Genomic DNA, 15,744 nt, shown 5'->3' on the forward strand with positions numbered 1-15,744 from the left:
CACCAATGAGGATGCCATGCCGCACCTTCGACTCGTACCTTTTCGCCGAACCTATGCACTGGCACTTATGCTGAGCATCGCCAGCGTTAGCTCGCCCAGCCTTGGCTTCGACGATTATCAGCTCCCTAGCCTAGGCGGCGCTTCAACTTCTGTTAGCAACGAGGAGTATCGTCTAGGTCGCGCTTGGCTTCGTCAATTTCGTGCTCAGGCACCACAATGGCAAGACCCTATCGTAAATGACTACCTAAATAGCCTAGTTGCACGCCTTGCTCCTCATAGTCAGCTTGGCAGCCTTCGCACAACGACCGTGATGGTTGATAACGGTTCTCTCAATGCTTTCGCAGTTCCTGGCGGGGTCATAGGCATCAATTCTGGATTATTCGCCTTTGCTGAAGATGAGGGAGCCTTTGTGTCGGTTATCGCCCATGAGCTAGGCCATCTGTCTCAGCGACACTACGCCAGGGGCAGTGCACGAGCAGAGCAAACGCAGCTACCCGCGATGGCCGCTATGCTTGCAGGCATGCTCATTGCCGCTAGCGGTGGCGGTGATGCAGGCATGGCCGCTGCCATGGGTTCTCAAGCGGCGCTAATTCAAGATCAATTGTCTTATTCACGACGTTTTGAACAAGAAGCTGACCGTATTGGTCTGCAGGCAATGGCAAGTGCCGGTTACAACCCAGATGCGATGGTACGAATGTTTGGTGCTATGCAGCGAATGGCACGGCTCCAGGGCGGCACCCCACCAGAATTCTTACTTACCCACCCAGTGAGCGATAGCCGGCTAAGCGATGCTCAGGCACGCGCATCACAGCTAACAATTGCCGACACTTATACTAGCGACACGTTATACGACATGATGCGCGCTCGCGCACTTTTGAGCATTTACCACAACACACCGCAACAAGCTGCATCACGCCTTGCCCAAGAAAATGGTGAAGAGCAAGCGCAGCGCTATTTATCGGCGCTAATCGCAGCTCGAAACGGCCAAACTGACAACGCGCTGCAAACTATCGATCAACTGGCCCGTGAATTACCCGACTACGGTATGCTACCTGCCTCTGCCGCTACAGTTGCGTTAGAAGCCCAACGCTATGAGGAAGCTATTACGCGTAGCCAGCGTCTACTGCGAATCATGCCCAATTACTTACCGGCGCAATTGGTGTTAGCCGAAGCTCAGCTGCAGCGCGACCCACAGGCTGCTTATGAATTGCTACGTGATATTACTGCGCAGCACCCTGAAAGCCCCCAGGGATTCAACCTACTTGCCGAAGCAGCGGGACGAAGTGGTTATAACGGTTGGGGTCACTTAGCACGAGCAGAGCACTTACAGCTAACCGGTAGAGTTGACCGCGGTATTCGCCAGTTAAATATCGCTAAAGATGCCGCACAGCAAGAGAACGATCAGCAGGTATTAGCGCGTATTGAACAACGCAGGGAAGCGTTCATTGACTATCGCGAGGCATTAGACAAGTTTTGACATTTCTAAAAAAGCCCGAATGCCTATCGCATTCGGGCTGTACCCTTCGAGCTATCATAGTGAGTTTATACGTTAGGCATTGAAACTCAGCATTCGCTCTAGTGGTTTTAACGCCTGCAGCCGCAGCGTGTCATCAACAAAAATTTCGCCACTACCGTCGCGCAGCGCTCCCGCGAGGTTATCCAGAGCATTCATCGCCATCCATGGGCAGTGGGCACAGCTACGACAGGTTGCACCGTTGCCCGCTGTGGGCGCCTCAAACAGGGTTTTATCGGGCACGGCCTGCTGCATTTTAAAGAAAATGCCGCGGTCAGTGGCAACAATTAATTTGTCATTAGGTAGCGTTTGTGCAGCCTTAATCAGTTGCGAAGTAGAGCCTGCCACGTCAGCCAAAGCAACGACTGCATCCGGTGACTCAGGGTGCACCAGCACCGCAGCTTCCGGATAAAGGCGCTTGAGATCTTCAATACCTTTCGCTTTGAACTCTTCGTGAACGATACAAGCACCATCCCACATCAGCATATCTGCGCCGGTTTTTTTCTGAATATAACCGCCTAAATGCTTATCCGGTGCCCACAGTATTTTTTCCCCTTTCGCTTGAAGGTGCTCAATAACTTCAACCGCAATTGAGGAGGTAACAACCCAATCAGCACGGGCTTTCACGGCGGCAGAGGTATTGGCGTATACCACCACGGTACGGTCAGGATGAGCATCACAAAAAGCACTGAATTCATCGGCAGGACAGCCAATATCCAGCGAACAGGTCGCTTCCAGAGTAGGCATTAAAACGCGTTTTTCTGGCGATAGAATTTTCGCCGTTTCTCCCATGAAGCGCACACCTGCAACGACCAGCGTTGTCGCATCATGTCGTGCACCAAAGCGTGCCATTTCAAGAGAGTCTGCAACACAGCCACCCGTCTCTTCAGCCAACTGTTGAATGGCATCATCGGTATAGTAATGAGCGACAAGCACTGCATTATTTGCGTTGAGTAGTTGCTTGATTTCAGCCACCCGTGCCTCATCTTCCGCAGGAATACGAGTGGGGCAATATGGGCTGGGGAGCGGAGCGCTAAGCTCAGCTTGAGTAGTCATAATAGTCATCGTGTCTACCACTGTGACGAACAGGGAATCCCCCTGTTAAACACCGGTCACGGCGTGTGCACTTTGCAAACGCCGCACTCGATGCGATAAGCCGCTGCGTCTTTCGCGGGGACTCATCGCTCTGCCCACCATAAGTGGACAGCGCTACCATGACATCATTGGTAGCTATAACTAGGACTATTGTGGTGTTAAATCGTTGCCCGCTGCAAGCATAAAGTGTGCGTTAGTTGGCTTCATCACCAAATAGCAAAACGCCCCTGGCAGCAAGCTACCAAGGGCGTTAAATTTGGTGGGTCGTGTAGGATTCGAACCTACGACCAATTGATTAAAAGTCAACTGCTCTACCAACTGAGCTAACGACCCCCTCGAACGGATGCATATAGTACGGATAGAGCTTGCTAATAGCAAGCCTTTTTTACCTTTTACCAATACACATCCGTCAAAAACACTTCTTCGAACTACTACCAACCATACTTAATTATTAACCACGCTTAGGCTTTGGCTTGCGCATAGCTTGAACCGGGCGGCGCTTGTGCTTATCGCGGCTCCAACGGTTCTTCTCATCTGGCGTTAATGCGGGCACTTTGCGGGTTTCTAGATTTGCCAACGTGGCCAAGTCATCGACCTCGTCCTGGGAAAGCTCTACCCACTCGCCTGCTTTGGCGCGCTTATCAAGGAAGATATTGCCATAGCGCACCCGCTTTAAGCGGCTAACCGTGAGCCCTTGGGATTCCCACAGGCGACGCACTTCGCGGTTACGACCTTCTAAAATCACCACGTGAAACCAGGTGTTAATGCCTTCACCACCGAACTCTTGTACGTCGGTAAAACGCGCCGGGCCATCCTCTAGCATCACGCCGTCGACCATCGCAACAATGTGTTCGCGCTTGACCTCACCCATCACCCGCACCGCGTATTCACGCTCTACCTGGGTTGATGGGTGCATTAAGCGGTTAGCAAGCTCGCCGTCTGTGGTGAAGAGCAACAAGCCACTGGTGTTAATATCCAGGCGGCCAATGGCAATCCAGCGCTCGCCTTTCAGGCGCGGTAGGCGTTCGAACACCGTGCGACGCCCTTCTGGATCTTTACGGGTGCACAGTTCGCCTTCTGGCTTGTTGTACATAATCACCCGGCGCGGCACTTCCTCTTCGGGCCGCAGTGACACGGGGCGATCATCAAAACTTACCTTGTCGCGGGCTTCTACCCGGTCACCTAGCTTGGCGACTTGGCTATTCACCTTTACTCGGCCGTCGGAAATGGCAGTTTCCATCTCTCGGCGAGAACCCAGCCCTGCCCGAGCCAATACTTTTTGCAGCTTTTCGCTGGTCGGGGGCGTGGTGTTATTACTCTGACTCATGGTCGTCTGACCTCACATCGTTAGTCTGCGTGCGCGCATCATCGTCGTTACGCTGCGCACGTGCCGCTAGGCGCGCCTCTAAATCGGCGAAACTCAGCGGCTGGGTTAACGCCGTCTCGGCGTGTTTATCAGCTATCTCTGCTGTAACAATCTCTGTTGTAACAATCTCTGCTGCAACACTCTCAGCAGCAACACTCTCAGCTGAGGTTATCTCTTCACTCTGGGGTGGCGCATCCTGCACGGTTTCAGGCGTTTCGTCCAGTGCTGGTTGCGCTTCATCTTGCCCAATATCCGTATCGCGATCATCAGCATTGACCAGTTCATGCATGGGCGGCAATGCATCCAAGGTTTTCAGGCCAAAATCATCTAAAAAGCTACGAGTAGTGGCATAAACAGCGGGGCGTCCGGGCACATCTCGATGGCCTACTACGCGAACCCACCCTCGCTCCATCAACGTACGCATAATCGAACTACTAACACTGACGCCGCGCACGTCTTCAATATCGCCTCGCGTTACTGGCTGGCGATAGGCAATCAGCGCCAGCGTTTCTAGCAGCGCCCGTGAGTAACGCTGCGGCCGCTCATCCCATAGCCGCGACACCCAGTGCGAAAGCCGTGGCCGAATACGTAGCTGAAAGCCGGATGCCGTTTCCACCAGCTCCAGCGCCCCGTTTTCATGGCGCAGTTCAAGACGAGCCAATGCATCCCGCAGCGCTTTTCTGGGCGGGCATTCGTCTTCTAAAAACAGCGTTTCAAGCCGCTCTAAGGAAAGCGGTTCGCCAGCGGCAAGCAGCGCTGCTTCAATAATATCGTCTAACGTGGTGTCTCTCACGGCGACTCCTCGTCAGGTTCAAACGCTGGCTCTTCAAACACCACTTCGTCAAACGCAGACTCAGAGGCATCGTCTTCGCTGTCTACGTCTACAAACGCGCTCTCTTCGCTATCTGCCAAGGCCGCTTGACGCGCACGCACATGAATGGGCGACAGCGGCGCATTCTGGACAATTTCAATCATGGCTTCTTTGGCTAATTCTAAAATGGCCATAAACGTCACTACGACGCCAGCGCGCCCCTCTTCCAACGTAAACAGCGCTTCAAAGGGGGTATAGCGTTGGTGCTCAGCGTCGTGACTTAGCTGCTCCATAATTTTCAGCATGCGCTCTCGGGTAGACAGCACCTCGCGGCTGATCTGGTGGGACTGTGTCAGCTCAGCGCGCTTCAGAATGTCCGACAGCGCCCCTAACAGTTCGTCTAACCCCACGTCAGGGTGAATCACTCGCGCTTCCAGCGGTGGCAACCCTGCCTGAACGCTGAACCAGTCACGCCCAACCCGAGGCAGCGTGTCTAACGTTTCGGCTGCTTCTTTTAAACGCTCGTACTCTTGCAGGCGGCGAATCAGCTCAGCCCTGGGATCTTCTTCCTCTTCGCCTTCCGCCTTCGGCGGGCGCGGCAGCAGTGAGCGCGACTTAATTTCCGCCAGCGTCGCTGCCATTAACAGGTACTCACCGGCCAGTTCAATCTTCATGGCTTTCATCAGCTCGACGTACTCAATGTACTGGTGCGTAATGGTTGCCACGTTAATCGTGAGAATATCCAGGTTTTGGCGCCGAATCAGATAGAGCAACAGATCAAGCGGCCCCTCGAAGGCTTCCAAAAACACGCGCAGCGCTTCCGGTGGAATATACAGATCCTCCGGCAGCTGCATGATGGGCTCATCAAACAGACGCCCTAGCACTTCCGCCATGGGTGCTGTGGCGAGGGCGTCGAGAGAGTCATGGTCAACGGTAGCGCTTGGCGTCTCGCTCACGCAGGGCGTATTCCTTTATCAGTTAAACATCCATGATGGCCAGTGTAACAGCGTGCAAGCCGTGGCGGCACCTAGCCTGCCTCGGCGGCTTTACGGTAGCGCCCTTGGTAGTCAAACAGCTTATCGCGAAGCTGCCAGTGCCGCCCAACTTTACGGCCCACCACAAAGTCTGGGTGGCGTAGGCGGCGCTGTTCTTCGACCACCTCAGCTGGCGAAGCAGGCTGCCACTTAGTCCCTGGCGCACGCAAATGGTGACGTAAGAAAACCGCATAAAATGCCCGCCGCTGAGCCGGCGTTTCCAGCGCAAACCACTCGGCCAAGCTGGCGCCATCTTCATCGTAATAGGTCACTTTTAATCGCGGCAGCCCTCGCCCATTCGTGATGGCCTCTAACTGCATACCGCTGACTCGCAGCACGTTGGCATCTTTTAATTTAAGCGCATCTTTGAGCTTATCGTCAGCATCTACCAACAATTGCTCGCAACCGTGGCAGCGGCGGGCGGCAATATCATTTTCAGCGCCACATTGCTCGCAGACTTTAAAGCGAAAACGAAAGTCACACTGCTTTTGATTGGTGCCCCACCTGCCCTTGCCTGGCTTAGCAGGTGGATTGGGATTATCTACCAGCCCTTGGCATCGACGGCCAAAATGCTCAATTACCAGCTCACCATCACGTTTACCCCAGAATAGATTGGCATGACCACAGGCCGGGCACTCAACCTGTACTGGCTCGCTGTCACTGTCCGGCTTTGGCTCGCCGACCTCTGGCGCATAGAGGTCCCAGGGGTTTCCGGCATAATCCAACACTAGACAGTCGGCTTTATCCGGCGAAAGACGCAGCCCTCGGCCAACAATTTGCTGATAAAGGCTTACCGATTCTGTGGGCCGCAGAATGGCGATTAAATCCACATGGGGCGCATCAAATCCAGTCGTCAGCACGGCGACGTTAACAAGAAATTTAAGTTCACGCGCCTTGAACGCCTCAATCAGCGCTGTACGTTCGTGAGAGGCCGTCGCACCGGTAATCAGCGCTGACTGGTTGATGGGTAAATAACTGATAATTTCTTCGGCATGGGCGACCGTGGCGGCAAAAATCATCACCCCTTGACGCGCGGCGGCATACTCAACCACCTGGGCAATAATCCCTGGCGTAACGCGGCTACCGGCAACAACACGGTTGAGTTCTTCCTCACGAAACAGCCCACTGGAGGCAGGAGCCAAGGCGGAAAAGTCGTAGCCTTCAATGGCCATATCCAGCCGTTTAGGCTCCGCCAAAAAGCCTTGTTTCACCATTAGCCGTAGCGGCTGTTCAAAGACGCAGTCGGCAAAGAAGCACGCGTCATCACCGCGCACCATGCCATGGTGGTGACGGTGGTAGATAAACCCCTGCCCCAACCGAAACGGCGTGGCAGTTAAACCGAGAATTTTTAGCTGCGGGTTGTGATGCTGAAGATGTTCAATCACCTGGCGATAGCTGGCGTCTTTTTCCAGCGAGACCCGGTGGCACTCGTCTATCACTAGCAGCGTAAAACTTGCATCGCTGAAACGCTCTAGGTTGCGCACCACCGACTGCACCGAGCCAAACACCACCTGTCGGCTGGCTTCTTTACGCTTGAGACCCGCGCTAAAAATATCTGCCTCAAGCCCATAGGCTTGATATTTAGCATGGTTTTGCTCGACCAGCTCACGTACGTGGGCCAGCACCAGAACGCGGCCACGGGCAAGCCTGGCAAGCTCAGCAATGACCAGCGACTTGCCACTACCGGTAGGCAATACCACCACCGCGGGCGCACTGGTCGCGCGGAAGTGCTCCACCACCCGCTTGACTGCCTCTGTTTGGTAAGGGCGCAAGCTGGGCGGCGAAGCGGAACTAGCGCTGCTGGACGAGCTGAATGAAGACATATTAGTCGAAGCGCGGGGCGCGACGCTCCATCCGTGCGCTTACCGCCTCGCGATGCTCGGCACCCGCCAACAGCTGCTGCTGCAAATGCGCTTCAAGGGCCAGCCGCTCGCCATGGGCTAGATCCGGCGCGCGAGCGAACAGCTCACGAGCAGCCGCCACCGCCCGAGGTGAGCGCGAGGCGATAAGCGCTGCGGTTTCACGAGCTGCTTCCTGGGGCACATCACTTAGGCGGCTGCCTAACCCCAGCTGGTACGCCTCTTCCCCTGATACCTTGCGCCCGCTTATCGCCAGTTCTTGAAGCACATCCTGACGCAGCCCCATGCCTGTCACGCTAATCGCCATATCGGGGATAATGCCCCAGTCGATCTCCAGCAGCCCCAGGCGCGCGTGAGGGTGAAGAATGCGTATATCGGCACCCAGTGCTATCTGCAGGCCACCACCGTAAACATGCCCATGCAGAGCAGCCACCACGGGCACGCCCGCCTCGCGCCAGCCTAGCGCCAAGCGCTGAACTGGGTTGATACCCGCGTCGTCAGGCGCCAGCAGGGTGGGCAGCCGCTCCGCCTCGCTCATGATCGACGCCATATCTAGCCCTGCGCAAAAGCTATCACCATCACCGCTTAAAACCACCGCCCGCAGCCCAGCAAGCTGGGGCAGGTGCTGCTGGGCTGCCAGCAGGCCATCGATCATGGCCCAATCCAAACCATTATGATGGACGGGGCGCGACAACATAACGTCGGCTACATGGTCGGCAAAGGTTAGCGCTACACGCTCATTGAAGATGTGATGCATTCGGGCTCCCTGAAACTTTCTTTGGCTCGCCACCGATGGGCGATCGCTGCGTGTGTGGGCTAATCCGCTGATAAACTGATCACCGCGTCTATGAAGTGAGTGTGGCGCGAAGATGAACGCTTTTCAAACAAACGTTTTATTTTACTTTCGCCATTGCTGTACTGCTTTGCCCTCCTAGAGCTCCCCCCTAGCAAAAAGCGGCCCGCAGGCCGCTTTTCTTTAGCATGGCAGGGCGTATCAGCCCAGCCATACGCGGGCATTACGGAACAAGCGTAGCCAAGCGCCGTCCTCCGTCCATTCAGCCGGACGCCAGGAGTTAGTGACCGCACGGGTCACCCGCTCTGGGTGAGGCATCATAATGGTGACGCGGCCATCCGGCGTGGTGAGGCCGGTGATCCCTGACGGCGAGCCGTTGGGGTTGGCCGGGTAGCGGGTCGTTACCTGGCCGTAGTTATCGATATAACGCAACGCTATCTGACTACTGGACTGCATACTGCGCAAGTGTGCAGTATCGCGGAACTCGGCACGCCCTTCGCCATGAGCCACCGCAATCGGCAGCTTAGAGCCTTCCATACCGGCCAGCAGAATCGATGGGCTTTTCTCTACCCGCACCATCGCCACGCGAGCTTCAAACTGCTCGGACTCGTTACGCTCAAACGCAGGCCAACTTTCAGCGCCCGGAATCAGTGATTTCAGCTGCGAGAGCATCTGACAACCGTTGCACACGCCCAGCGAGAAGCTGTCATCACGGGTGAAGAAGTTGGCAAATTGCTCACGGGCACGCTCATTGAACAGCACCGATTTCGCCCAACCGCCGCCTGCACCTAGTACATCGCCATAAGAGAAACCACCGCAGGCGACGAGCCCTTTGAACTCATCAAGGGAAACACGCCCTTCAAGGATGTCGCTCATGTGTACATCCACTGCGTCAAAGCCTGCTTTGTGGAACGCCCAAGCCATCTCGACTTGGCCATTCACGCCCTGCTCACGCAGCACGGCAACAGCGGGCTTGGCAGTGTTAATAAACGGCGCACTGATATCATCATTAATATCAAAGCTAGGCGCAGCGCTTAGGCCAGGGTCACGGACGTCCAGCAGATTATCGAATTCGTTCTTGGCACATTCGGGGTTATCACGCAGCGCCTGCATGCGGTAGCTGGTTTCCGCCCAGGTGCGCTGGGTCAGTTGGCGGGTGGTTTCCAACAGTGGCTCTTCAAACAGCGTTACCCGCACCTGATCGTCATAACGAGGGCGCGCAATAACACCGCATGTTTCGATACCTGCAACAGCAAACTGAGTGAGCACTTCTTCAGTGTGCTCACGGCTCACCTGGATGACCGCGCCTAACTCTTCGGAGAACAGTGCGTTGAAAGCTTCCACCGGCTCGTCAATCAGCCAATCCAGTTTAATCTCAAGGCCCGCGTGGGCCGCAAAGGCCATTTCCAACAGCGTCACTAGCAGGCCACCATCGCTACGGTCATGGTAGGCCAACAGTTTACCGTCGCGGTTGAGCCCCTGAATGACTTCAAAAAACGCTTTCAGGTCTTCTGGGTCATCAACATCAGGACACTCGTTACCGACTTGACCATAGACTTGCGCCAACGCAGAGCCGCCTAAGCGGTTTTGGCCATTCCCCAGGTCAATTAGAATCAGGTCGGATTCGTCTTGGTCTAGGTTGATTTGCGGCGTTAACGTCGCCATTGCATCGGTGACCGGCGCGAACCCAGTTACCACCAGCGAAAGCGGCGATGTAATGCTCTTTTCGTCAGCACTGTTTTCGTCAGCCTCATCACTTTCCTGCCAAGCGGTGCGCATGGACATGGAGTCCTTACCCACCGGAATGGCAATGCCTAGCGCCGGACACAGCTCCATACCAACAGCATGCACAGCGTCATAAAGCGCTTGGTTTTCACCAGGATGGTCAGCGGCGCTCATCCAGTTCGCTGAGAGCTTAATATCCGACAGCTTGGCAATGGGCGCAGCGGCTAGGTTAGTAATCGCTTCGGCAACGGCTAGACGGGCGCTGGCAGCAGGGTTAATTAATGCTACCGGCGGACGTTCGCCCATTGCCATGGCTTCACCAGCGTGGGTGTCGAAGCTTGCGGTGGTAACGGCAACGTCGGCCACCGGCACTTGCCAAGGGCCAACCATCTGGTCACGGGCGACTTGACCGGTAATTGAGCGGTCGCCAATGGTAATCAAGAAGCTTTTCGATGCCACCGTAGGTAGACGCAACACCCGATCCATCGCTTCGCGTAGATCTAGGTTATCGAGCATAACGCCAGACAGCTCAGGCGTTTGACGTTCAAACGAGCGCGTCATTTTCGGCGGTTTGCCAAACAGCACGCTCATCGGCAGATCGACCGGTTTGGTATCAAAATGGCCGTCGCGCACTTCCAGGTGATGATGCTCCAGGGCCTCACCAACCACCGCATAGGGGCAGCGTTCGCGCTTGCATAGGGCATCAAAAGTATCCAGGTCTTCAGGGGCAACGGCCAGCACATAGCGCTCTTGGGCTTCGTTGCACCAAATTTCCAGCGGGCTCATGCCCGGCTCGGCGTTAGGCACTGCACGCAGATCGAACACACCACCGCGATTGCCGTCTTTGACCAGCTCCGGCAGGGCATTGGAAAGACCGCCGGCGCCTACATCGTGAATAAAACGAATCGGGTTTTGATCGCCCAGAGCCCAGCAGCGGTCGATGACTTCTTGGGCGCGACGCTCAATTTCTGGGTTTTCTCGCTGCACCGAGGCAAAGTCCAAGTCCGCGCTAGACTCGCCAGAGGCCATGCTAGACGCGGCGCCACCGCCCAAACCGATCAGCATGGCCGGACCACCCATCACGATGAGCTTGCCACCAACGGGAATTTCACCTTTTTGCACATGGTGAGCACGAATATTGCCATAACCACCGGCCAGCATAATCGGCTTGTGGAAGCCACGACGTTCTATGCCATCGTCGCTCAGCGTATCCTGCTCATAGGTGCGGAAGTAGCCCGTCAGGTTAGGACGGCCAAACTCGTTATTAAATGCGGCACCGCCGATAGGGCCATCCAACATAATTTGCAGCGCTGACTGCATACGCTCAGGCTTGCCGTAGTCAAAGGCTTCCCAGGGCTGCACAAACTCCGGGATACGCAGGTTAGAGACGGTAAAGCCTGACAGACCCGCCTTCGGCTTACCGCCGATACCGGTCGCCCCTTCATCACGTATTTCACCGCCAGAACCGGTCGCTGCGCCTGGGAATGGCGCAATCGCTGTGGGGTGGTTGTGGGTCTCCACCTTCATCAAAATGTGGATCGGCTCTTGATGGGCATCATAGCTTGCCCGCTCGCCCTCAGCGCCGACCAGAGGCGTGGGGAAAAAGCGCCCACCATGACTTCCTTTGATCACCGCCGCGTTGTCGCTATAGGCCGAGAGCACATTATCTGGCGACGTCGCAAAAGTGTTTTTAATCATTTTAAACAGCGAATGACTCTGGGCTTCACCGTCGATAACCCAGTCTGCGTTAAAGATTTTATGGCGGCAGTGCTCAGAGTTGGCCTGAGCGAACATCATTAGCTCGACATCACTAGGGTTGCGGCCAAGCTCAACAAACGCAGCCACCAGATAGTCGATTTCATCGTCGGCAAGCGCCAGCCCTAATTCACGGTTGGCGGTTGCCAACGCTTCGCGGCCGCCTTCCAAAATATCAACACTGCCCAGCGGGGCAGGTGCGTGATGGGCAAACAGTTTGACCGCATCAGCGACGTCAGCCAGCACGTTCTCTGTCATACGGTCATGCAGCAGCGCACTGACCGCTTCCAGGTCGTCGCTAGTTGGTTCGCCGCTCAGCGCCACCCGGTAATCGACCCCACGTTCGATGCGGCTGATTTGATGCAACCCGCAGTTATGGGCAATATCGGTTGCTTTAGAGGACCAGGGAGACTGGGTACCCAAGCGAGGCACTACCAAAAAGCGCAGGGCGTTTTCCGGTACGTCTTGGCTAGCGTGGCTTCCATAGTCAAGCAGCTGGGCCAAACGCTCTTGGGCGGCGTCATCCAGCGTGTCTTGGTGATCAATGAAGTGGACGTAATGGGCGGACAGCGCCTCCACCTCGGGAACACGTTCACGCAACACCGTTAGCAGCCGTTCATGGCGGAAGGCAGAAAGGGCAGGTGCGCCTCGCAGTTCGAGCATATCTGGGAGCCTCTAAAGCAGGAAGAGTTCGTGCAGGAAATCAACAGGCCGCAGCGCGGCCCTCTTTAATGACACTAATAGGGGCTATGATACTGGAAAGCGGCGGCCACACGAAATCAACAAGGTGACAGCGTCACTCAGGCTGGGTATCGTGGCAGCCTGTTTCATGCCGACAAGACGCCATGCTGACGTTGATTTGCCGACATTTTATGAAGCGTTTACACGCTTATTTCGCAGTGACTGCCACGCTTTTCCTAGTGTTAGTTCCGCGCGTCTCTTCGCAGCTGCCCGGTGAACATTTAGCTCAGATCACTGCAAAAGATTTTATTACTATTCATACCCGTAATACGCCCACCACCTATTACGAAGGCCGCCAAGGCCCCACAGGCTTTGAATATGAATTAATGCATCGGTTTGCTGACTACCTAGGCGTTAGCCTAAACCTTAATGCCAGCCATCACCCTGAAAGCGTGCTTCCTGCGGTGCGAAAACAAGGTGACCTGGGCGCTGCAGCATTGCCACTGCTACCCGACTCGCCTGGTATTCATTACACTCGTTCGATTATTCAAATGCAGCCGCTGGTGGTCTATCGTCGCGGCTTGAACGGTATCAACGGACCGGAAAATCTAGTTGGCTTGGAACTGGGCACGCTGAGTGAAGCAGGCACTAGCCAAGCGCTTCTTGCTTTGCAACGCGATTACCCAAGCTTAAGCTGGAAAGAGTCCCATGAACTTGAAGTGGCAGAGCTGCTGGCGCGGGTGGAAAACGGCACGCTGGATGCGGCCGTTATTTTTGATCACCAGTTTCGTCTCAACCGGCTTTTTTTTCCTAACGTCGAACGCGGCTTCTTCTTAGGTGAGCCACTGTCATTAACCTGGGCGGTTCCCAGTGGGCGCGGGCTGGGGTTATTGGACGCAGCCAACCAGTTTCTTCAAGAGCTGCAAGAAAATGGTACGTTGGAACAGTTAGTCAGCCGTTATTTTGGCCATGATGACTATCTAGAGTACGTCGGAACACGCACGTTTTTAGCCCATCTTGATGAACGACTGCCCACCTATACCGAGCTCTTCAAAGAAGCTGCTCGAAGCACTGGCTTTGACTGGAAGCTGTTGGCGGCCGTAGGCTATCAAGAGTCTCACTGGGACCCCGACGCCGTCTCTCCTACCGGCGTACGCGGCCTGATGATGTTGACTAACCCAACCGCCAAAGAGATGGGCATTGCCGATCGTACAGATGCGGCTCAAAGCATCGACGGTGGCGCACGCTATTTACGCAGTATTAAAGATCGCCTACCAGAAAGCATTGTCGGCAATGATCGGCTCTACATGGCGATGGCAGCCTACAACGTGGGACTTGGGCACTTATACGATGCCCGTAAGATAGCTGAAATGCGCGGCGGTGACCCAAATAGCTGGCAGGATGTACGCGCAGCGCTACCCTTACTTCAGCAACGGGAGTGGCACAGCCAAACTCGCTATGGCTATGCGCGCGGCGGCGAGCCTGTCATCTATGTGCGCAATATTCGTCGTTACTACGAGATGATTGAGTACGTTGAGCGCAGTCGTCAGCAATTTTTCCAGTTGGAACAGACATTAGTTAGCGACGAGCCGCTGTTACTCTTTGATATTATTCCGCCAGTGGAATAGGTCACGATGACGAATCCTAGCGCTTTTATCCACAGAGGATAGCGGCACCTTAACGCTGCGTAATGGATTCACGTTTTGTAGCAAAAAATTGCTTTAGCAGCTTTTTAGCTGGCGCTGCCAGCACGCCTCTGGTCACTGCCACTTGGTGATTGAACCACGGCTGAGCAAGCAGATTGGCTTTTGATTCAACCATCCCTGTGCGCGGCTCTGCTGCACCATAGACCAAGCGCGCTAACCGAGCATGAACCATGGCCCCTGCACACATCATGCAGGGCTCAAGCGTCACAAACAGCGTACAGCCTTCTAAGCGATAGTTACCTAGCTCCTGCCCGGCCTCTCGCAACGCGCGAATTTCTGCATGACCACTGGGGTCGCAGCTCGCTACCGGTGAGTTTCGCCCTGCGCCTATAATGGTTCCCTGGGCATCAACGACGACAGCACCCACCGGCACTTCTCCTTCGGCAAAAGCAAGATGTGCCTGATCGAGCGCACGGTGCATATAAAATTCATCGCTGCGTATCAAAGCAAACTCCGCTAAGGTAGAAAAAACGATCGTTTTAATTGTGTGATAGCCGCATAAATATCTTCGCCATCATCAGCGGCAAAACAGACAGCACCAAGGATACCGAGAATGAACGATGCGCTGAAGTCACTGGTAAGTTTACTAGAACTAGAAATGCTTGAAGAGACACTATTTCGCGGCCAAAGCCAGGACTTAGGCTTTCCTCAGCTATACGGCGGACAGGTATTGGGCCAAGCACTGGCAGCCGCCGCCCGCACAGTGCCCGATGAACGCCGACCACACTCCCAGCATGGCTATTTTCTGCGTCCCGGCGACCCTCATCGCCCGGTAGTCTACCAAGTAGATACCATTCGCGACGGCGGCAGTTTTACGACTCGCCGCGTCACCGCCATTCAAAAAGGACGACCAATCTTTTTCTGTAGCGCCTCATTTCAAAGCGATGAAACGGGCATGAGCCACCAGCGCGCAATGCCCACCGTGCCTACGCCGGAAGCATTAATTGAAAGTGGCGACGTTAAACACGCGCGCTTTCCAGGACACCCTATCGAATTTCTGCACTTGAAGGGCAATCCAGATAATGCGTCACCTGCAGGCCAGTGCCTATGGTTTCGCTTAGCAGGCGGCACGCTGCCTGATGATCCAGCACTGCATCGCCACTTGCTCTCCTATGCTTCAGACTTCAACCTGCTAACCACTGGGTTGATTCCCCACGGGGTCAAATACACCGACCCTAAACTGCGCATTGCCAGCTTAGACCATTCTCTTTGGCTACACGAAGATACCCGTTTGGATGACTGGTTACTGTATGTGATTGACTCTCCCTGGGCAGGCAGCGCCCGCGGGTTAGCCCGTGGCCATATTTACCGCCGTGATGGGCGTTTAGTGGCCTCTAGCGCTCAAGAGGGATTGGTACGCTACCCTTCTCATTAATTACACACACCAATTACATACACGCTAAAAA

Annotated in this window: 11 protein-coding genes and 1 tRNA gene; 3 read left to right on the forward strand and 9 right to left on the reverse strand. The window is 55.1% G+C overall.

The annotated features are described in order from the left end of the window. Positions 1-16 precede the first annotated feature (16 nt). Positions 17-1,477: a M48 family metalloprotease gene (locus tag CR46_RS0104730; protein ID WP_030070353.1), complete on the forward strand. Its 1,461-nt coding sequence runs from the start codon at positions 17-19 to the stop codon at positions 1,475-1,477. A gap of 72 nt (positions 1,478-1,549) precedes the next feature. On the opposite strand, the gene nadA is transcribed toward CR46_RS0104730, so the two are convergent. The 8 genes from nadA to purL all read right to left on the reverse strand — a co-directional run bounded on the left by nadA (position 1,550) and on the right by purL (position 12,614). Next, positions 1,550-2,578, reverse strand: coding sequence for a quinolinate synthase NadA (gene nadA / locus CR46_RS0104735; protein ID WP_030070354.1), 1,029 nt, complete (start codon positions 2,576-2,578; stop codon positions 1,550-1,552). A 287-nt stretch (positions 2,579-2,865) separates the two neighbouring features. Then, a tRNA-Lys gene (locus CR46_RS0104740) sits at positions 2,866-2,941 on the reverse strand. Between the two features lie 118 nt (positions 2,942-3,059). Further along, a complete protein-coding gene (gene rluB, locus CR46_RS0104745; protein WP_030070355.1) occupies positions 3,060-3,935 on the reverse strand; it encodes a 23S rRNA pseudouridine(2605) synthase RluB in 876 nt (291 codons plus the stop codon). Continuing rightward, a complete protein-coding gene (scpB, locus tag CR46_RS0104750) occupies positions 3,922-4,767 on the reverse strand; it encodes an SMC-Scp complex subunit ScpB (protein ID WP_030070356.1) in 846 nt (281 codons plus the stop codon). Before scpB ends, rluB begins: the two co-directional genes overlap by 14 nt. Further along, complete coding sequence (locus tag CR46_RS0104755; protein ID WP_030070357.1) at positions 4,764-5,741, reverse strand: segregation and condensation protein A; 978 nt, start codon at positions 5,739-5,741, stop codon at positions 4,764-4,766. The genes scpB and CR46_RS0104755 overlap by 4 nt, the downstream gene beginning before the upstream one ends. 71 nt (positions 5,742-5,812) lie before the next feature. Then, the gene (gene radD, locus CR46_RS0104760) at positions 5,813-7,642 is read right to left on the reverse strand and encodes a DNA repair helicase RadD (RefSeq protein ID WP_084180372.1); all 1,830 of its coding nucleotides are present in this window, start codon (positions 7,640-7,642) and stop codon (positions 5,813-5,815) included. Position 7,643: 1 nt separating this feature from the next. After that, positions 7,644-8,435: an enoyl-CoA hydratase-related protein gene (locus tag CR46_RS0104765; protein WP_030070359.1), complete on the reverse strand. Its 792-nt coding sequence runs from the start codon at positions 8,433-8,435 to the stop codon at positions 7,644-7,646. Positions 8,436-8,672: 237 nt separating this feature from the next. Next, a complete protein-coding gene (gene purL / locus CR46_RS0104770; protein WP_030070360.1) occupies positions 8,673-12,614 on the reverse strand; it encodes a phosphoribosylformylglycinamidine synthase in 3,942 nt (1,313 codons plus the stop codon). A gap of 182 nt (positions 12,615-12,796) precedes the next feature. Here purL and mltF point away from each other — a divergent pair, with 182 nt between their 5' ends. Then, on the forward strand, positions 12,797-14,260 hold the full coding sequence (gene mltF / locus CR46_RS0104775; RefSeq protein ID WP_030070361.1) for a membrane-bound lytic murein transglycosylase MltF: 1,464 nt from the start codon (positions 12,797-12,799) through the stop codon (positions 14,258-14,260). Between the two features lie 49 nt (positions 14,261-14,309). On the opposite strand, the gene tadA is transcribed toward mltF, so the two are convergent. Further along, entirely contained in the window at positions 14,310-14,780 is a 471-nt protein-coding gene (gene tadA, locus CR46_RS0104780) for a tRNA adenosine(34) deaminase TadA (RefSeq protein WP_030070362.1), read from the reverse strand. Between the two features lie 111 nt (positions 14,781-14,891). Here tadA and CR46_RS0104785 point away from each other — a divergent pair, with 111 nt between their 5' ends. Next, positions 14,892-15,713: an acyl-CoA thioesterase gene (locus tag CR46_RS0104785; RefSeq protein ID WP_030070363.1), complete on the forward strand. Its 822-nt coding sequence runs from the start codon at positions 14,892-14,894 to the stop codon at positions 15,711-15,713. Positions 15,714-15,744: the final 31 nt, after the last annotated feature.

The sequence above is a fragment of the Vreelandella neptunia genome (genome assembly GCF_000712975.1).
GTDB classification, from domain to species: Bacteria; Pseudomonadota; Gammaproteobacteria; order Pseudomonadales; family Halomonadaceae; genus Vreelandella; species Vreelandella qaidamensis.